This is a genomic window from Citrobacter sp. B72 (assembly GCF_016894305.1).
Lineage (GTDB): Bacteria > Pseudomonadota > Gammaproteobacteria > Enterobacterales > Enterobacteriaceae > Citrobacter > Citrobacter portucalensis.
In genome coordinates, this window is the sequence record NZ_CP069801.1 from 4,005,779 (window position 1) to 4,025,160 (window position 19,382).

The window sequence follows — 19,382 nt, forward strand, 5'->3', positions numbered from 1 at the left end:
ATTAACGTACCTTCAGCGTTGCCAGGCCAATCAGCACCAGCATCAGCGAAATAATCCAGAAGCGCACAATTACGCGCGGTTCCGGCCAGCCTTTCAGTTCATAGTGATGGTGAATCGGCGCCATACGGAAGATGCGCTGTCCGCGCAGCTTAAAGGAACCAACCTGCAGAATGACCGACAGCGTTTCCACAACAAATACGCCGCCCATAATTACCAGCAGGAATTCCTGACGCAGCAGCACGGCAATAATGCCCAGCGCGCCGCCCAACGCCAGCGAACCGACGTCTCCCATAAAGACCTGCGCCGGATAGGTGTTAAACCACAGGAAGCCTAACCCCGCACCAACAATCGCCGTACAGACGATCACCAGTTCGCCGGCATGGCGTAAATAGGGAATGTGCAGATAGTTGGCAAAGTTCATGTTACCGGTCGCCCACGCCACCAGCGCAAAACCCGCGGCCACGAACACGGTCGGCATAATCGCCAGACCATCCAGGCCATCGGTGAGGTTTACCGCATTGCCAGTGCCCACAATCACGAAGTACGCCAGCAGCACGTAGAACAGCCCCAATTGCGGCATGACATCTTTAAAGAACGGCACCACCAGCTCGGTAGCCGGGGTATCTTTACCGGCGAGGTACAGCGCAAAGGCTACACCCAGCGCAATCACCGACATCCAGAAGTACTTCCAGCGGGCAATCAACCCCTTGGTATCTTTGCGCACCACTTTGCGGTAGTCATCGACAAAACCGATAATGCCGTAGCCAATCAATACCACCAGCACGCACCATACGTACGGGTTCGACGGATATGCCCACAACAGAACGGAGATAACAATCGCGGTGAGGATCATGATCCCGCCCATGGTTGGCGTACCGCGTTTACTGAAGTGCGATTCAGGACCGTCGTTACGTACGACCTGTCCAAAGGACATTTTTTGCAAGCGGGCAATCATGCGCGGGCCCATCCACAAAGAGATGAACAGCGCGGTCAGCAGGCTGACGATGGCGCGAAACGTCAGATAGGAAAAGACGTTAAAGCCGGAATAATATTTGACCAAATGTTCGGCCAGCCAAACTAACATGTCCCATTCTCCTGTAATGCGCGTACTACCTCTTCCATGGCGGCACTACGTGAACCCTTCACTAAAATCGTCATGACCTGATGTTCTGCAATCAATGCTTTAAGATGCGCGGCCAGCGCGCTTTTATCCGCAAAATGTTCGCCAACGCCGCTGGCGTCGCTAATTGCCTGACTCAGTTTTCCTGTACTCAGTACACGGTCGATACCTGCTGCTTTCGCAGCAACACCTACCTGTACATGGCATGCTTCACTTTCTGCGCCAAGCTCTGCCATATCGCCAACGACCAGTACGCGATAGCCCGGCATTTCAGACAGCACCTGCACCGCTGCGGTCATCGAACCGACGTTCGCGTTATAGGAGTCGTCCAGCAGCAGCTGATTTTCTGCGAGTTGAATCGGGAACAGACGTCCCGGTACCGCTTGCAGATCCTTCAAACCCGCTTTGATCGCCTCGTGCGTCGCGCCTACCGCCATAGAAAGCGCCGCCGCCGCAAGGGCGTTAGCGATATTGTGGCGACCAGGCAACGGCAGCAGAACATCAATGCTTCCGGCCGGCGTTTGCAGAGAAAATTCCGTGCCATGCGAGGTCACATGAACGTTGGTCGCAGAAAAGTCGCTGTTGGCCGCATTCGGGGAGAAGCGCCAGACTTTGCGATCGCCGATGATGCTTTGCCAGTTCAACCAGTCGTTGTTGTCGGCGTTCATAATGGCGATACCATTCGCAGACAGGCCGGTAAAAATCTCACCTTTTGCCTTCGCAACGCCCGCCAGAGAGCCGAAACCTTCCAGGTGCGCGGCGGCCAGATTGTTCACCAGCGCCGCTTCCGGACGCGTCAGGCCGACGGTCCAGGCGATTTCGCCCTGATGATTGGCGCCAAGCTCAATCACGGCATAGTCGTAATCGTTGTTTAAGCGCAGCAGCGTCATCGGTACGCCGATGTCGTTATTTAGATTGCCCGCGGTATATAGGGTGTTACCACACTGGCTCAGAATGGCAGCCGTCATCTCTTTGACGGACGTTTTACCGGATGAGCCGGTCAGCGCGACAACGCGCGCCGGAACCTGAGCGCGAACCCACGCCGCCAGTTCACCAAACGCCAGACGCGTATCTTTAACAATCAGCTGCGGCAGGTTGGTGTCCAACGGGCGGCTGACCAGCAGCGCACCCGCCCCGCTCTCTTGCGCTTTGTCTGCAAAATCGTGGGCGTCAAAGCGTTCGCCTTTCAGCGCCACAAACAGGCAGCCCGGCGTCACTTTACGCGTATCGGTTGTTACGGCATCAAGGGTCAGATCGGCCCCTTTCAGTTCGCCACGGAGGATCTCCGCCAGTTGGCTGAGCGTTACGCTAATCATGCGATAACCCCCAGCAGACGCGCTGCGGTCACGCGGTCAGAATAGTCGAGACGCTGAGAGCCGACGATCTGGTAATCTTCGTGACCTTTCCCGGCCACCAGCACCACGTCGTTTTCTTTCGCCTGCATAATGGCGTTTGTCACGGCTTCTGCGCGCCCTTCCATCACCTTCGCCTGTCCGGCATCCAGCATACCCGCCAGAATGTCGTTAATAATGGCGCGCGGTTCTTCGGTACGCGGGTTGTCATCAGTCACCACGACAACATCTGCAAACTGCTCGGCGATTGCGCCCATCAACGGACGTTTGCCTTTATCGCGATCGCCGCCGCAGCCAAAGACGCACCACAGTTTGCCAGTACAGTGCAGACGTGCCGCCTGCAGCGCTTTTTCCAGCGCATCTGGCGTATGGGCGTAATCAACCACCACGGTGGTTTTACCCGGCGCGCTGAACACTTCCATACGTCCGCAAACCGGCTGCAATTGTGTCGCCGTTTTCAGTAAATCAGCTAACGGATAGCCCAGTGCCAACAGCGTTGCCAGCGCCAGCAGAAGATTGCTGACGTTAAACGCCCCCATCAGGCGGCTTTCTATTTCGCCGTCGCCCCATGAGGAGGTAAAACGAATCGTTGCCCCGCTGTCGTGATACTTCACGTCAACCGCTTTTAACCAACGACCATGACAGTTCGGGTTGATGTGGTCTTCCATCGAAACGGCAACCGCATCAGGGAGTTTCGCCAGCCAGCGACGACCGACTTCATCATCCGCATTGACAATGGCCTGACCGCAATGGTGCGTGGAATACAGCAGCCATTTCGCGGCTTCGTAATGTTCCATGTCGCCGTGGTAGTCGAGATGGTCGCGGCTTAAGTTAGTAAATACTGATGCGGCAAACTTCAGCGCCGCGACGCGATGCTGAACCAGGCCGTGTGAAGAGACTTCCATCGCGCCAACCGTTGCGCCCTGCGCAGCCAGCCCCGCCAGCACATGCTGGACATCAACGGCTGAACCGGTGGTATTTTCCGTTGGGATCACTTTGCCCAGCAGGCCATTGCCTACTGTTCCCATTACCGCGCTGGTTTCGCCAAGCAATTGGCTCCACTGGGCCAGCAATTGGGTGGTGGTGGTTTTACCGTTAGTCCCGGTTACGCCGACCAGACGCATTTTCTCAGAAGGCTCGTGGTAAAAACGGCCCGCCAGTGCAGATAAACGTTCGTTAAGCTGACTGAGATAGATGACCGGAACGCCATGCATTTCACGGATTTCACCATCAGTAGCTTCATCTTTTGCTTCTGCAATAATGGCAGCCACACCTTGCGCTATCGCCTGCGGGATATACCGACGCCCGTCCGCCTGATGACCCAATACTGCGACAAAGAGATCGCCTGATGCAGCCACACGGCTGTCAAGCGTCATCTCCCGCAGTGCTCGCTCCGGTGCACCCGGCACCCATGGAGCAAGAAGGTCGCGCAAATTACGATCTGCCACCTGTTGCCTCGCCTTGATTATTCACAAATTCATTTTTATCGCCCGTTGTCAGCGCATCCGGCTCGATGTTCATGGTGCGCAGTACGCCGCCCATGATGGCACCAAAGACCGGCGCGGAAACGGCGCCACCGTAGTATTTACCCGCCTGCGGATCGTTGATAACAACAACCAGCGCGAAGCGCGGCTGACTCGCAGGCGCAACGCCTGCGGTATAAGCAATGTATTTGTTGATGTAACGGCCATCCGGCCCTACTTTTTTCGCTGTACCGGTTTTAATAGCGATGCGATAGCCTTTAATCGCCGCCTTCACGCCGCCGCCGCCCGGCAGCGCCACGCTTTCCATCATATGCACGACGGTACGCACGGTATCTTCCGGGAAGATACGCTCACCCGGAACAGGAGGGTCAACTTTGGTAATCGACAGTGGACGATAAACGCCGTAACTGCCGATCGTTGCATAGACTCGCGCTAACTGTAACGGCGTTACCATTAGCCCGTAGCCGAAAGAGAAGGTGGCCCTCTCTATGTCAGACCACCGTTGTTTTTGAGGATATAAGCCACTGCGTTCTCCGACCAACCCCAAATTGGTCGCTTTTCCCAGCCCAAAACGTGAGTAAGTATCTACTAACGCTGAGGACGGCATCGCTAACGCCAGCTTGGAAACACCGACGTTACTCGACTTCTGCAAAACCCCGGTGAGGGTTAATTCGCTATAACGCGCCACGTCTTTGATTTCGTGACCATTAATTCGGTAAGGGATAGTGTTGAGGACTGTATTTTCGCGTACCACGCCACGCTGCAGCGCGGTCATCACCACCATCGGTTTAACGGTAGAACCCGGTTCAAACACGTCGGTGATGGTACGGTTACGCATCGCGTCTTTTGGCGTACCGGTGAGATTGTTCGGGTTGTAGGACGGACTGTTGGCCATCGCCAGCACTTCACCGGTGTTTACATCCACCAGTACCGCACTGCCTGACTCCGCCTTGTTGAACGCCACGGCGTTATTCAGTTCACGGTAGACCAGTGCCTGTAAACGCTCATCAATGCTCAACGCGAGGTTATGCGCCGCCTGGCTGTCGGTAGAGGAGATATCTTCAATGACGCGGCCATAACGGTCTTTACGTACAATACGTTCGCCCGGTTGTCCGGTGAGCCACTTGTCGAAGCTCTTCTCAACGCCTTCAATCCCCTGGCTGTCGACGTTAGTAAAGCCGATGAGGTGAGCAGTCACTTCTCCGGAAGGATAGTAACGGCGGGATTCTTCGCGCAGGTGGATACCTGGCAGCTTCAGTTTTTTGATGTAGTCGGCCATGTCAGGGTTAACCTGACGCGCCAGATAGATGAAGCGCCCTTTCGGGTTGGCGTTAATGCGGGAAGCCAGCTGGTCGAGCGGGAGATTCAGCGCGGTTGACAGCGCTCTCCAGCGTTCGCCAACGCTCACGCCGCCTGCATCATGTACTTCTTTCGGGTCGGCCCATATAGCTTTAACCGGAACGCTCACCGCCAGCGGACGACCGGAACGGTCGGTAATCATCCCGCGCGATGTGGAGACTTCCTGGACGCGCAGGGAACGCATGTCACCCTGACGCACCAGCATATCCGGCGCAATGATTTGCAGCCAGGCAACGCGCCCCAGCAGGAAACCCAATGCCAGCAAAATACAGCCGCACAGTAACGCAAAACGCCAACTGACAAAGTTGGCTTGTTCTTCCTGGCGTTTTGGTTTGTGCGTTTTTGCCGCTGCTTTCATGCGTCGCGTTTATCCTTATTTTTGTACTACGATATTTTCTTGTGAGGGATCGACATGCTGCATTTGCAGCTTTTCCGTTGCGATCCGTTCAACACGGCTATGGTCGCCGAGCGCGTTCTCCTCAAGGATCAAGTTGCGCCATTCGATATCCAGCGCATCTCGCTCCAGAACCAGCTGCTCACGCTGCGCAGTCAGTAACCGCGTATGGTGTGCTGTTGTCACGACGGTAACCGCCGTCAAAATAATGCAAATGAACAGGCAGAGTGGCAGCTTCCCATACCGCAAAAGATCGTCACCGATCACGCCAGGCAAGGCATGGCGCTCGTTGCTTCCTATCGATCCTTTAACTTTGCTGAGGGCTTCTGTCACTCTGCTGATCATGCGTTCGTCCTCTCTGCAATACGCAGAACTGAACTACGGGCACGAGGATTCTCAGCTACCTCTTCTTCACCCGGCATCATCTTGCCTAGTGCTCTTAACTCACGGCCGCCCAGCTTTTTGATCTGCGCTTCGGTCATCGGTATTCCAGCCGGTACCTGAGGACCACGGCTTTGTTCACGCATAAAGCGTTTCACAATGCGGTCTTCAAGCGAATGGAAACTGATGATCGAAAGGCGACCACCTGGAGCCAGCACGCTGAGCGAGCTTTTTAGCGCCTGCTCTATCTCCTCCAGTTCACTGTTCACCCAAATGCGCACCGCCTGGAAGGTACGGGTCGCGGGATGTTTGAATTTGTCCTTCACCGGCATTGCCGCTGCAATAACTTCCGCCAGCTCTTTGGTGCGGGTCATCGGTTCGATGCGGTTGCGCTCCACGATGGCGCGCGCAATGCGTTTGCCGAAGCGCTCTTCGCCAAAGGTTTTAATCACCCAGGCAATGTCTGCTTCATCAGCGGTTTGCAGCCATTCGGCCGCTGACTGACCGCGTGTTGGGTCCATACGCATGTCTAACGGACCGTCACGCATAAACGAGAAACCGCGCTCTGCGTCATCGAGCTGCGGTGAAGAAACGCCGAGATCGAGAAGAATCCCGTCGATCTTACCGGTCAGTCCACGCTCGGCGACATAGTCAGCCAGCGCAGAGAAAGGTCCGTGTACGATGGAGAAACGGGGATCGGTAATCGTTTTTGCAACGGCAATAGCCTGCGGATCGCGATCGATTGCCAGTAAACGTCCCTCTTCGCCAAGCTGGGAGAGGATCAGACGTGAGTGACCGCCGCGACCAAATGTCCCGTCAATGTAGATGCCGTCTGGACGAATATTCAGGCCGTTTACGGCTTCATCCAGCAACACCGTTGTATGTTTATAATTTTCCGTCATTTTATAGAGACAAATCCTGCAATCGTTCCGACAACGCGCCAGTAACAGACTGCTCAGCGTCGATATCTTCCTTGACCTGTTGATACCAGGTCGTTTCATCCCACAGCTCAAACTTATTGAACTGCCCAACCAGCATCACTTCTTTCGTTAGCCCTGCGTGTTGCCGCAGAATGGGTGCTATCAGTAATCGACCAGCGTTATCCATCTGACATTCGCTGGCATGACCCAACAATAAGCGCTGTACGCGACGCTCAACTGGATTCATGCTCGACAGACGCGATAGCTTCTGCTCGATTATTTCCCATTCAGGCAGGGGGTACAGCAGCAGGCACGGGTGATGGATGTCAATGGTGCAAACCATTTGACCGGTAGCGCTCTCAAGCAGTTGATCCCGATAACGGGTAGGCACGGATAAGCGCCCTTTACTGTCGAGATTAACTAACGTTGCTCCCCGGAACATGCCAGTCTCACCCCCAATTACCACTTTATCCCACAAATTCCCACTTAAAGGAGTTTACGGAGCGGAGGAAAACCTTGTCAAGCAAGTCGCGGCGCTTAGCGGAGCAAAAAACCCATTGTTTACGGCTAATATCAGCGTTGAACAAATTCCGTACAGCAAACGAAGCAAATTAACGTCATGAATATTTGTAAGAAAAAAATCCAACAACTCATCATTGTTTAAAACAACTGAATATCATCCAAAGAAAATATAAAGTGTCAGTTTGCGACGCGAGCGGCATTTTAGGACAATATGCAGCGAGTTAACAGTACCAGTTAATCGCTCTGTACGCCGCGCAGAGCCGAGGTAAGCCCCAGATAGCCGCAATACGAGAGCAAAGTGTTTGTTAATTCGGCAAATCCATACAAGCATGTAACAAAATAATACAAGCGTAACGCGTCGTTACGTATCAATAACCCAAAAATGGATAGTTGCATTTTTAATTCGGGGGTATTCAAGAATGAATTTCAGATAATTCTAAAGAATATTCTTAAATATAATGCGGTTATTTCTGAGAATAGAAAAATTGAAGACGTCAGAGGCTTATCCCACCGACGTCATCAATTGAGGAAACTTAGTTACGGCTGAGAATACCGCGACGGTACAGATTACGCCGTATACGCGTTAAACCTGGTTTTGGTTTACGCGGTTCGTCCAGACTTGCCAGTACAATCTCCAGCACGCGTTCTGCGACATCACGATGGCGCTGTGCCACTGCCAGTACCGGGCACTGCAGGAAGTCGAGCAGTTCGTGATCGCCAAAAGTCGCAATCGCTAAATCAGACGGCAGTTGCCCGTCACGACGCAGGGTCACATCCATCACGCCCTGCAACAGGGCAAACGACGTGGTAAACAACGCCTGAGGCATTGGGTGCGTTTCCAGCCATTTATCAAACAGCTGCGCAGCCGCTTCCCGCTCATAGCTGTTGGCGTACAGGAAATGGACTTCACGCGGATCGTCCTTCCACGCGGTACGAAAACCCTGTTCGCGCAGGAAGCTGACGGATAATTCAGGAAGCGCGCCCAGATAGAGAACGGTTTCAGCAGGGAATTTGCGTAACTCCTCTGCCAGCATTTCGGCATCATCCTGATCCGCACCCACAACGCTGGTAAAATGTTCGCGATCCAGTGCACGGTCCAGCGCCACAATCGGGAATGAACTGTTTGCCCAACGTTGGTAGAACGGATGCTCAGGCGGCAATGAAGTCGACACAATAATGGCATCGACCTGGCGCTGTAAAAGATGCTCAATACAGCGCATTTCGTTATCCGGCTGATCTTCAGAGCAGGCAATCAACAGCTGATACCCACGCTGACGCGCCTGGCGTTCCAGATAGTTTGCGATCCGGGTATAGCTTGTGTTCTCAAGATCCGGGATCACCAGCCCGATAGAACGTGTGCGTCCAGCACGCAGCCCGGCCGCCACGGCATTCGGGTGGTAATTATGCTCACGCACCACCGCCATGACTTTTTCAACCGTTTTGTCGCTTACGCGATATTGCTTTGCTTTGCCATTAATAACGTAGCTTGCAGTCGTTCGCGAAACGCCGGCCAACCGAGCGATTTCATCCAGTTTCACAATTGCCCCTTGCGTAAAATGTACAAACCATAACCTTTTAGATGGCATGGGTTAAACTTCTTAACATCTAAGCGCAGAATAATGACTGCGGCAACCGCTTTTGTCTCTGGTTACTGCTGATTTCGCAAAAAAAAGCGCAGCAGGTAGCATCAGCGAAAGCGGGTTCGTTACCTGCAGGCAGGATAAGGCGTTTATGCCGCTATCCGGCATGACCTCCACGATGAGGCCTGATAGCGCTTTGCTTACCAGGCCTACGGTTGACGATTAGCGCATAATTTTATCGCCACGGGAGAGTCCCACCACACCGGAACGAGCAACTTCCACAATTTTGGCGACTTCACGCAAGGTTGCCAGAAACGCATCCAGCTTGTCGCTGGTGCCCGCCAGTTGTACGGTGTAGATAGACGGCGTCACGTCGATGATTTGCCCGCGGAAAATCTCCGTGTTGCGTTTCACCTCTTCCCGGCCATAACCGCTGGCCTGGATTTTCACCAGCATGATTTCTCGTTCAACGTGAGCGCCCTGCCCCAGCTCGCTAACGCGCAGAACATCCACCAGTTTGTGGAGCTGCTTTTCGATCTGCTCAAGGACTTTCTCATCCCCTACCGTCTGAATCGTCATCCGCGATAAGGTCGGGTCGTCGGTCGGCGCGACGGTCAGGCTTTCAATGTTGTATCCACGCTGGGCGAAGAGGCCAATCACCCGCGATAATGCACCCGACTCATTTTCCAGCAATACTGATAATATCCGGCGCATAATCAGGTCCTCTCCGTTTTGCTTAGCCACATTTCATCCATCCCGCCCCCACGAATCTGCATCGGGTAGACATGCTCACTGCCGTCGACGGTGACGTCGACAAACACCAGGCGATGATTACGCACATGCTCCAGCGCTTCACCCAGCTTGCTCTCCAGTTCATCTGGATGATTAATCTGGATACCGATATGCCCATAAGCCTCAGCAAGGCGCACAAAATCGGGCAGCGACTGCATGTAAGACTGGGAGTGACGCCCGGAGTAGATCATGTCCTGCCATTGTTTGACCATGCCGAGATAACGGTTGTTAAGGTTGAGCACCAGCACCGGCAGTTCATACTGCAGCGCCGTCGACAGCTCCTGGATATTCATCTGAATGCTGCCATCCCCGGTCACGCACACTACCGTTTCATCCGGCAACGCCATTTTCACCCCTAACGCCGCGGGTAAACCGAATCCCATCGTGCCGAGGCCGCCTGAGTTAATCCAGCGACGCGGTTTATCGAACGGATAATAAAGTGCGGCAAACATCTGATGCTGGCCAACGTCAGAGGTTACATACGCCTCCCCTTTCGTCAGACGCCAGATGGTTTCAATCACCGCCTGCGGCTTAATGCTTTCGCTTTGCGTGTCGTATTTCAGACACTGACGGGCGCGCCAGTGCTCAATCTGTTGCCACCAGTCACGGTTATCATCCAGTGGCTGCTGTGATTTCTCCTGCTCCAGCAGTTCGAGCATTTGATCCAGCACCAGACGGGCATCACCCACAATCGGAATATCCGCAGTAACGGTTTTAGAAATAGAGGTCGGATCGATGTCGATATGCAGCACGGTCGCATTCGGACAATATTTTGCCAGGTTATTCGTCGTTCGATCGTCAAAGCGAACGCCGACAGCAAAGATCACATCGGAATGATGCATGGTCATATTCGCTTCGTAGGTACCGTGCATCCCTAACATGCCCAGCGCCTGACGATGCGTGGCCGGAAACGCGCCCAACCCCATTAGCGAGGAGACAACCGGCAGATTCAGCGCTTCAGCAATCTGAGCTAACTGCTCATGGCAAGCGGCATTGACCGCTCCACCGCCCACATAGACAACCGGTTTCTTCGCCGCGACCAGCGTCTGTAGCGCCCGTTTGATCTGTCCTTTATGCCCCGTCGTCGTCGGATTATATGAGCGCATACTCACCGAGTCCGGCCAGCTATAAGGCAGTTTCTTCGCCGGATTCAGAATATCCTTCGGCAAATCCACCACCACCGGTCCTGGGCGACCGCTTGCTGCCAGCCAGAAGGCTTTTTTCAGCACCTGTGGAATATCTTCCGTTTGTTTGACAAGGAAGCTGTGTTTTACCACCGGGCGGGATATACCTACCATGTCGCACTCCTGGAAGGCATCGTAGCCAATCAGCGACGTTGCGACCTGTCCGGAGAGGATCACCAGCGGAATGGAATCCATGTAAGCCGTTGCGATTCCGGTAATCGCGTTGGTCGCCCCCGGTCCGGAGGTAACTAATACAACCCCCACTTCTCCCGTGGCACGCGCAAGGCCATCAGCCATATGTACCGCCGCTTGTTCATGGCGAACCAGCACATGGTCAATACCGCCGACCGTATGCAGCGCATCATAAATATCGAGGACGGCCCCCCCGGGATAACCGAATACCTGCTTCACACCCTGATCGATGAGCGATCGGACGACCATCTCGGCTCCAGACAACATCTCCATGGCTTGCCTCACTCTTATAATGAATTACGGTTTAACAACACATTAACCGCTGACGATGACGCATGGCAATTGACTCCGAAGGGGTGTCACTGGAGTAAATAAGAATAAAAAGGAGGAAAGACGCGAATAAACGGAGAATTAAACCAGCATAAGCAATCAGTATGATAAATAATCGCTTAAAAATGGGAACTTACAGCGATTACTCTATTTTTTAACACTTTTGGACAGACGTAAAAAATAGAGTTCAGCATAAAATTTCAGTTATAAAGACAAAAGCAGAATAAACAGGATGTATTGTCCGGTTTACTCTGCCAAGTGCTACTGCTTACAAACGGAGACTAACAGCTCTTCCATCCATTGATGTCCTTTATCTCGGCCCGCGGCTTCATGCCAGGAAAGATAGCATGTGCGGCTGTTCAATTTTAACGGTAAAGGTAAGATCTGTAGTTCTAAAGAATCGGCAAATTCTTCTGCTAACCAACGCGGCGCAATAGAGACCAAATGCGTTTGCGACACAATATTAAGAACGCTAATTAATGCCATGCCCTGATAAGCTACGCAGGATTGTTTATCCGGTGTGTCATACCATGGTTGGCTGAATGATGCGAAGCGATCAAGTGACACCACCGCATGCTGTTCATTATAGACATCGCTTTCCAGTAACGGACCACTAATGCGCGGATGCTTTTTACTTGCGACTAACACCATTTCGTCATTGAATAACGGAATACTGGTAAATTCAGGACGACGGAATTCTTCATAGCTAATAACGAATTCTGTTTCCTGGTAACGTAATTGATGCTCTGTATTTTGATTGAGTGAAGATTTAAATACGACATGAATGTTTGGTGCAACTTGCTCAACCCGATTATAAATCAACGACGTCAGGATATTATCCAATGGGCTGCATACGCAAAGATTGAATACGCGCTCGCTGCTGGCTGGCTCAAAACCCGATCCAGGCAGTTCATTTTGCACTAATTGCAATGCCTGGCGAACAGAACCAAATAGCTGGAAGGCTCTTGCTGTCGGCTGGATACCGCGTCCATAACGAACAAAAAGCTCATCATTAAACATCACTTTCAGGCGCGCGACCGCATTACTGACAGCGGGTTGGGACATCCCCAAAGTATGCGCGGCACGGGTAATGTTTTGTTCTTGCATCACCGCATCAAAGACGGTTAATAAATTAAGATCAACCATGCGAAGCTGTGGCTTCCCCATATCTATAATATTTGTTTTATCTATTATTTTTACTTCTGGCATATTTAACTCCACTGTCACTCTAAACTCCCTTTTCCCAGACGGAGTGAAGAAATAATCTCCGTTAATATGATTTACCATACATATAAGATGAGAAAAAGAAAAAACATTAAAATTAGGAAAACATAAAGGCACAAGCCTAAATGAACAAAAAACCAATGCGAGCGCAGTGTGGCAGGTGTCACTGCACGGTGATTCATATGTTTAAATTTCAAAAACAATATAACCATAAGCATGGCGAATATACAATCATACGTATCGTGAATACGTATTTAAGTTTTAATTAAATGTTTATATTATTAATACATTAAAAGTTAACATTAATTTATCAATTATGTGGTGTTATACTGTCCATAGCCATTCACGATTACTATAAAAACAGATAAATCATAAAGATATGAAATTCCAAGAGCGACCTTTTCTTCAGTTCGCCGTTACAATAAATGCAAATAATTATGCTCAAATATGTCAAACCATGAAAAGTATGTACAACCATCAACTGATTAATTTTATGTACTCCGAAAAATTCAGCACAATTCGCTTAAGTTTTGCAGAAACTTCTCCCCTTAAGTAAGGCATTTGCTGGGGTGAGGGTTGACATCAGTCTTCATATCCAGTACCACTAAAAGCATATCGCATTCGCCTGGAGCTTAATTGATGACTTACATTGCTCGTTTTAACGGTCTACTACTACTAAACGCATCTTCATTGCGCGGTAGACTGGTGGACGACATTCAGCATTAAGTCAGCTCCAGTTAAGACAAAAACCCGCGCCGTTGCGCGGGTTTTTTTATGCTCGAAGCAAGGCGCCCTAAGAAACCAAGGACCTAAACCATGAGCCAGCAAGTCATTATTTTCGATACCACCTTACGCGATGGTGAACAGGCGTTACAGGCAAGCCTGAGTGTGAAAGAAAAACTGCAGATTGCGCTGGCCCTTGAGCGTATGGGCGTTGACGTGATGGAAGTAGGTTTCCCCGTTTCTTCACCGGGCGACTTTGAGTCAGTTCAGACCATTGCTCGTCAGGTTAAAAACAGCCGCGTTTGCGCCTTAGCCCGCTGCGTAGAAAAAGATATCGACGTCGCTGCAGAATCGCTGAAAGTCGCTGAAGCTTTCCGTATTCATACGTTTATCGCCACCTCGCCGATGCACATCGCGACGAAATTACGCAGTACGCTGGATGAGGTCATTGAGCGCGCGGTCTATATGGTTAAGCGTGCGCGTAATTATACCGATGACGTGGAGTTCTCCTGCGAAGATGCAGGCCGTACCCCTATCGCCGATCTGGCTCGCGTGGTTGAAGCTGCCATTAACGCGGGTGCTAAAACCATTAACATCCCTGATACCGTCGGTTACACCATGCCTTTCGAATTTGGGGCAATCATTTCTGGCTTGTATGAACGCGTACCAAATATCGATAAAGCCATCATCTCCGTACACACCCATGATGATTTAGGTTTGGGCGTAGGCAACGCACTGGCAGCCGTTCACGCCGGAGCGCGTCAGGTGGAAGGCGCGATGAACGGTATCGGCGAACGCGCCGGTAACTGCTCACTGGAAGAAGTGATCATGGCGATCAAGGTGCGTAAAGATATCCTGAATGTACAGACCCGCATCAATCACCAGGAGATCTGGCGTACCAGTCAGTTAGTCAGCCAAATCTGCAACATGCCAATTCCGGCAAACAAAGCCATTGTCGGTAGCGGCGCCTTTGCCCACTCCTCCGGCATCCATCAGGACGGCGTACTGAAAAACCGTGAAAACTACGAAATCATGACGCCTGAATCCATTGGTCTGAACCAGGTACAGTTGAACCTGACCTCCCGTTCCGGACGCGCCGCGGTGAAACACCGTATGGACGAGATGGGATATAAAGAAAATGAATATAGCCTGGACAACCTGTACGACGCATTCCTGAAACTGGCGGACAAAAAAGGTCAGGTATTTGATTACGACCTGGAAGCGCTGGCCTTCATTAATAAACAGCAGGAAGAACCGGAGCATTTCCGTCTGGATTACTTCAGCGTGCAGTCCGGCTCAAACGACATCGCCACCGCCTCCGTCAAGCTGGCCTGTGGTGAAGAAGTTAAAGCCGAAGCGGCGAACGGTAACGGTCCGGTCGATGCTATTTATCAGGCCATCAACCGTGTAGCTGAGTACAACATCGAACTGGTGAAATACAGCCTGACCGCCAAAGGGCACGGTAAAGATGCGCTGGGTCAGGTGGATATCGTTGCCAACTATAACGGTCGTCGTTTCCACGGCGTCGGTCTGGCGACAGATATCGTCGAATCTTCTGCTAAAGCGATGGTGCATGTGCTGAACAACATCTGGCGCGCCGAAGAAGTCGAAAAAGAATTGCAACGCAAAGCTCAGAACAACGAGAACAACAAGGAAACCGTGTGATGTCGAAGAATTATCATATTGCTGTTTTGCCGGGTGACGGTATTGGCCCGGAAGTGATGGCGCAAGCCCTGAAGGTACTGGACGCAATCCGTAACCGTTTTAACATGCGCATTACCACCAGCCACTACGACGTGGGTGGTGCCGCGATCGATAACCACGGTCAGCCGCTGCCACCTGCAACAGTTGAAGGCTGTGAACAAGCTGACGCCATTCTGTTTGGCTCCGTTGGCGGCCCGAAATGGGAAAACTTACCGCCAAACCAGCAGCCAGAGCGTGGCGCACTGCTGCCATTGCGTAAGCACTTCAAATTATTCAGCAACCTGCGCCCGGCTAAGCTCTACCAGGGGCTGGAAGCGTTTTGCCCTCTGCGCGCAGATATTGCCGCGAACGGTTTCGACATCCTGTGCGTACGCGAACTGACTGGCGGGATTTACTTCGGTCAACCAAAAGGCCGCGAAGGCAGCGGACAACATGAAAAAGCCTTTGATACCGAGGTTTATCACCGTTTCGAGATCGAACGTATTGCGCGTATCGCGTTTGAATCCGCTCGCAAACGTCGCCGTAAAGTTACGTCGATTGATAAAGCTAACGTACTGCAAACGTCTATTCTATGGCGCGAAATTGTCAATGAAATTGCTAATGAATACCCGGACGTTGAACTGGCGCATATGTACATCGACAACGCGACTATGCAATTAATTAAAGATCCATCCCAGTTCGACGTGTTGCTGTGCTCTAACCTGTTCGGTGACATTCTGTCTGATGAGTGCGCCATGATCACCGGTTCAATGGGCATGTTACCGTCCGCCAGCCTGAATGAGCAGGGCTTCGGTTTGTACGAGCCTGCTGGCGGCTCCGCTCCGGACATCGCCGGGAAAAATATTGCCAACCCTATCGCCCAGATCCTGTCGCTGGCGCTGCTGCTGCGCTACAGCCTGGATGCCAATGATGCGGCAACCGCAATTGAGAGCGCCATCAACCGCGCATTAGAAGAAGGCATTCGCACCGGTGACTTAGCCCGTGGCGCTGCCGCAGTCAGTACCGATGAAATGGGCGACATCATTGCCCGTTACGTCGCAGAAGGGGTGTAATCATGGCCAAAACGTTGTACGAAAAATTGTTTGATGCGCACGTCGTCTTTAAGGCGCAAAACGAAACCCCACTGTTGTACATCGACAGACATCTGGTGCATGAAGTGACCTCTCCGCAGGCGTTTGATGGTCTGCGCGCGCATGGCCGTCAGGTGCGCCAGCCGGGTAAAACCTTTGCCACCATGGATCACAACGTCTCTACCCAGACCAAAGATATCAACGCGTCGGGTGAGATGGCGCGCATCCAGATGCAGGAGCTGATTAAGAACTGTAACGAATTTGGCGTCGAGCTGTACGACCTGAACCATCCGTATCAGGGTATCGTTCACGTGATGGGGCCAGAACAAGGCGTAACGTTGCCGGGTATGACCATCGTCTGCGGCGATTCCCACACCGCTACACACGGCGCGTTCGGCGCACTGGCATTTGGCATTGGCACCTCTGAAGTTGAACACGTTCTGGCGACGCAGACCCTGAAACAGGGGCGCGCCAAAACCATGAAGATTGAAGTCAACGGTAAAGCAGCCCCTGGCATTACCGCCAAAGATATCGTGCTGGCGATTATCGGTAAAACCGGTAGCGCAGGCGGTACCGGACACGTGGTTGAGTTTTGTGGCGAAGCCATCCGTGCATTGAGCATGGAAGGCCGGATGACCCTGTGCAACATGGCCATTGAAATGGGTGCTAAAGCGGGTCTGGTTGCACCGGATGAAACAACCTTTAACTATGTGCAGGGTCGTTTACACGCACCGAAGGGCGAGGATTTTGACCACGCGGTTACATACTGGAAAACGCTGAAAACCGACGACAACGCGACGTTTGATACCGTCGTTACCCTGCAGGCAGAAGAGATCGCACCGCAGGTCACCTGGGGAACAAACCCGGGTCAGGTCATCTCGGTGAACGATAATATTCCCGACCCGGCGTCATTTGCCGATCCCGTTGAGCGCGCATCGGCTGAAAAAGCGCTGGCGTATATGGGGCTGAAACCGGGTATTCCGTTAACGGAAGTGGCTATCGATAAAGTGTTCATCGGTTCCTGCACCAACTCGCGTATTGAAGATTTACGCGCCGCGGCAGAAATCGCCAAAGGGCGCAAAGTTGCGCCGGGTGTGCAGGCACTGGTGGTGCCGGGCTCTGGTCCGGTGAAAGCGCAGGCGGAAGCAGAAGGTCTGGATAAGATCTTTATCGAAGCCGGTTTTGAATGGCGTTTACCGGGCTGTTCCATGTGCCTGGCGATGAACAATGACCGCCTGAACCCAGGCGAACGCTGCGCATCCACCAGCAACCGTAATTTTGAAGGTCGTCAGGGCCGCGGTGGTCGCACGCATTTAGTCAGCCCGGCCATGGCCGCCGCTGCCGCCGTAACCGGTCATTTTGCCGACATTCGCAGCATCAAATAAGGAAACTACCATGGCAGAGAAATTTACCCAGCATACCGGCCTGGTTGTCCCACTGGATGCCGCCAACGTTGATACCGACGCAATTATCCCTAAACAGTTTTTGCAGAAGGTTACGCGCACCGGTTTTGGCGCCCATCTGTTTAACGACTGGCGTTTTCTGGACGAAAAGGGCCAACAGCCGAATCCTGAGTTCGTTTTAAACTTCCCGGAATATAAAGGGGCATCAATTCTGCTCGCACGGGAAAACTTTGGCTGCGGCTCTTCACGCGAACATGCGCCGTGGGCACTGACCGATTACGGCTTTAAAGTGGTGATCGCACCAAGCTTCGCCGACATCTTCTACGGCAACAGTTTCAATAACCAACTGTTGCCGGTGACCCTGAGCGACGCGCAGGTAGATGAAATGTTCGCGCTGGTGAAAGCCAATCCGGGCATTAAATTTGAAGTGGATCTGGAAGCGCAGGTGGTGAAAGCAGGCGATAAGTCCTACAGCTTTAAAATTGACGACTTCCGCCGCCACTGCATGCTGAACGGTCTGGACAGCATCGGGTTGACGCTGCAGCATGAATCGGCAATCACCGAGTACGAAGACAAGCAGCCAGCGTTTATGCAGTAATCTCTTCCGCTGGTCACCGCACGGTGGCCAGCCCTTTCTCTTCACCTACAGCGTATCGCCGTAATAGATTTGGTAGCCAAGATTGACGCTGCCCGGCGCATCTTTCCCGTTCAAACGCTTAATCAGAATATCCGCCGCCGTTTTGCCAATCTCAAAACGTGGCGTAATCACGCTGGCGATTTTTTGCAGCCGCGCACGGCCAATTTCCAGCCCGTGGAAACCGGCAATCGCCATTTTTCCCGGCACATCGTACTGCTGTGCCTGACACTCCAGCAGCGCGCCAACCGCCAGGTCATCGTTGGTACAGAAAATAGCGTCAATATCCGGCTTTTCCGCCATCGCCTGCTGGAACATCTTGCGGCCCAGCGCCACCGACGAAATAGTTTTTGGCGCCAGGTGGTACGCTTCCAGTCCCTGCGCCGCCAGCGCTTTCTCGGTGCCGCGAAAACGGCTAAGGTCTCGGGGGTCATCCATCGAGCCAAAGAATGCAATGCTGCGTTTACCGCTGTCGATAAAAGCCTGCGTCATTTCAAACGCGGCTTTTTCGTTATCAAACCCAACCTGTATATCAAGATACTGGCCGCTAATATCCATCAGTTCCGCCACCGGTACGCCGCTGGCGCGCACGTACTGGATCATTCGCTCGGTATGCAGCTTTCCCGTGAGGATCAGGCCGTCGATATTGTAAGAGAGCAGGTTCAGCACCTCGCGTTCTTCACGCTCGGCATCATATTCGTAGTTGGCGATCAGCGTCTGGTACTGGCAGGCCGAGGTGACGGATTCAATCCCCGCCAGCACGTCGGCAAAGATCTGATTACGAAACGAGGGGATCAGCACACCAATGGTTTTGCTACGTGCGTTGAGCAGAATTTCCGGGGCACGGTTGGGGATGTAGTTGTTCTCTTCCATCACTTTCGAAATCAATTCGCGGCTGCGTTGCGACACCTGATTCGGGTCACGCAGATAACGGCTGACCGTCATCTTATTCAGCCCGGCCAGATTAGCGATATCCTGTAATGTCATCCGATTGTTTTTCATGAGGTTCTCTAC

General features: G+C 52.5%; 17 protein-coding genes. 5 read left to right on the top strand and 12 right to left on the bottom strand.

Annotated features, from left to right (window positions below):
* Window position 1 precedes the first annotated feature (1 nt).
* From mraY to leuO, 11 genes are all read right to left on the bottom strand, one after another.
* The gene (gene mraY / locus JQN59_RS19190) at window positions 2-1,084 is read right to left on the bottom strand and encodes a phospho-N-acetylmuramoyl-pentapeptide-transferase (protein WP_003018774.1); all 1,083 of its coding nucleotides are present in this window, start codon (window positions 1,082-1,084) and stop codon (window positions 2-4) included.
* Window positions 1,078-2,436 (bottom strand): UDP-N-acetylmuramoyl-tripeptide--D-alanyl-D-alanine ligase, encoded by a 1,359-nt coding sequence (gene murF, locus JQN59_RS19195; RefSeq protein WP_103014390.1) that lies wholly within the window; start codon window positions 2,434-2,436, stop codon window positions 1,078-1,080. The genes mraY and murF overlap by 7 nt, the downstream gene beginning before the upstream one ends.
* Entirely contained in the window at window positions 2,433-3,920 is a 1,488-nt protein-coding gene (gene murE / locus JQN59_RS19200; RefSeq protein ID WP_008786196.1) for a UDP-N-acetylmuramoyl-L-alanyl-D-glutamate--2,6-diaminopimelate ligase, read from the bottom strand. The genes murF and murE overlap by 4 nt, the downstream gene beginning before the upstream one ends.
* Entirely contained in the window at window positions 3,907-5,673 is a 1,767-nt protein-coding gene (gene ftsI, locus JQN59_RS19205) for a peptidoglycan glycosyltransferase FtsI (protein WP_103014391.1), read from the bottom strand. The genes murE and ftsI overlap by 14 nt, the downstream gene beginning before the upstream one ends.
* Before the next feature lie 15 nt (window positions 5,674-5,688).
* Window positions 5,689-6,054: a cell division protein FtsL gene (ftsL, locus tag JQN59_RS19210; protein WP_006686695.1), complete on the bottom strand. Its 366-nt coding sequence runs from the start codon at window positions 6,052-6,054 to the stop codon at window positions 5,689-5,691.
* Window positions 6,051-6,992 carry a 16S rRNA (cytosine(1402)-N(4))-methyltransferase RsmH gene (gene rsmH / locus JQN59_RS19215; protein WP_003018789.1) on the bottom strand — a complete coding sequence of 314 codons (942 nt, stop codon included), beginning with the start codon at window positions 6,990-6,992 and terminating at the stop codon, window positions 6,051-6,053. The genes ftsL and rsmH overlap by 4 nt, the downstream gene beginning before the upstream one ends.
* Before the next feature lies 1 nt (window position 6,993).
* Window positions 6,994-7,452, bottom strand: coding sequence for a division/cell wall cluster transcriptional repressor MraZ (mraZ, locus tag JQN59_RS19220; RefSeq protein ID WP_003018792.1), 459 nt, complete (start codon window positions 7,450-7,452; stop codon window positions 6,994-6,996).
* Window positions 7,453-8,065: 613 nt separating this feature from the next.
* Entirely contained in the window at window positions 8,066-9,070 is a 1,005-nt protein-coding gene (gene cra / locus JQN59_RS19225; RefSeq protein ID WP_003018794.1) for a catabolite repressor/activator, read from the bottom strand.
* Between the two features lie 264 nt (window positions 9,071-9,334).
* Window positions 9,335-9,826 carry an acetolactate synthase small subunit gene (gene ilvN, locus JQN59_RS19230; protein ID WP_003829566.1) on the bottom strand — a complete coding sequence of 164 codons (492 nt, stop codon included), beginning with the start codon at window positions 9,824-9,826 and terminating at the stop codon, window positions 9,335-9,337.
* Window positions 9,827-9,828: 2 nt separating this feature from the next.
* A complete protein-coding gene (ilvI, locus tag JQN59_RS19235; RefSeq protein WP_020996230.1) occupies window positions 9,829-11,553 on the bottom strand; it encodes an acetolactate synthase 3 large subunit in 1,725 nt (574 codons plus the stop codon).
* Window positions 11,554-11,871: 318 nt separating this feature from the next.
* Window positions 11,872-12,819, bottom strand: a complete 948-nt coding sequence (leuO, locus tag JQN59_RS19240; protein ID WP_020996231.1) for a transcriptional regulator LeuO — start codon at window positions 12,817-12,819, stop codon at window positions 11,872-11,874.
* A 654-nt stretch (window positions 12,820-13,473) separates the two neighbouring features.
* Between leuO and leuL the strand changes: the two genes are divergently transcribed.
* The 5 genes from leuL to leuD all read left to right on the top strand — a co-directional run bounded on the left by leuL (window position 13,474) and on the right by leuD (window position 18,332).
* Complete coding sequence (leuL, locus tag JQN59_RS19245) at window positions 13,474-13,560, top strand: leu operon leader peptide (protein WP_048998978.1); 87 nt, start codon at window positions 13,474-13,476, stop codon at window positions 13,558-13,560.
* A gap of 90 nt (window positions 13,561-13,650) precedes the next feature.
* The gene (gene leuA, locus JQN59_RS19250; RefSeq protein ID WP_103014393.1) at window positions 13,651-15,222 is read left to right on the top strand and encodes a 2-isopropylmalate synthase; all 1,572 of its coding nucleotides are present in this window, start codon (window positions 13,651-13,653) and stop codon (window positions 15,220-15,222) included.
* Window positions 15,222-16,313, top strand: coding sequence for a 3-isopropylmalate dehydrogenase (gene leuB, locus JQN59_RS19255; protein ID WP_003829570.1), 1,092 nt, complete (start codon window positions 15,222-15,224; stop codon window positions 16,311-16,313). The genes leuA and leuB overlap by 1 nt, the downstream gene beginning before the upstream one ends.
* A gap of 2 nt (window positions 16,314-16,315) precedes the next feature.
* Window positions 16,316-17,716 carry a 3-isopropylmalate dehydratase large subunit gene (gene leuC / locus JQN59_RS19260; RefSeq protein ID WP_103014394.1) on the top strand — a complete coding sequence of 467 codons (1,401 nt, stop codon included), beginning with the start codon at window positions 16,316-16,318 and terminating at the stop codon, window positions 17,714-17,716.
* A gap of 10 nt (window positions 17,717-17,726) precedes the next feature.
* On the top strand, window positions 17,727-18,332 hold the full coding sequence (gene leuD, locus JQN59_RS19265) for a 3-isopropylmalate dehydratase small subunit (protein ID WP_149607613.1): 606 nt from the start codon (window positions 17,727-17,729) through the stop codon (window positions 18,330-18,332).
* Window positions 18,333-18,377: 45 nt separating this feature from the next.
* On the opposite strand, the gene idnR is transcribed toward leuD, so the two are convergent.
* On the bottom strand, window positions 18,378-19,370 hold the full coding sequence (idnR, locus tag JQN59_RS19270) for a DNA-binding transcriptional regulator IdnR (RefSeq protein ID WP_032944294.1): 993 nt from the start codon (window positions 19,368-19,370) through the stop codon (window positions 18,378-18,380).
* Between the last annotated feature and the right edge of the window lie 12 nt (window positions 19,371-19,382).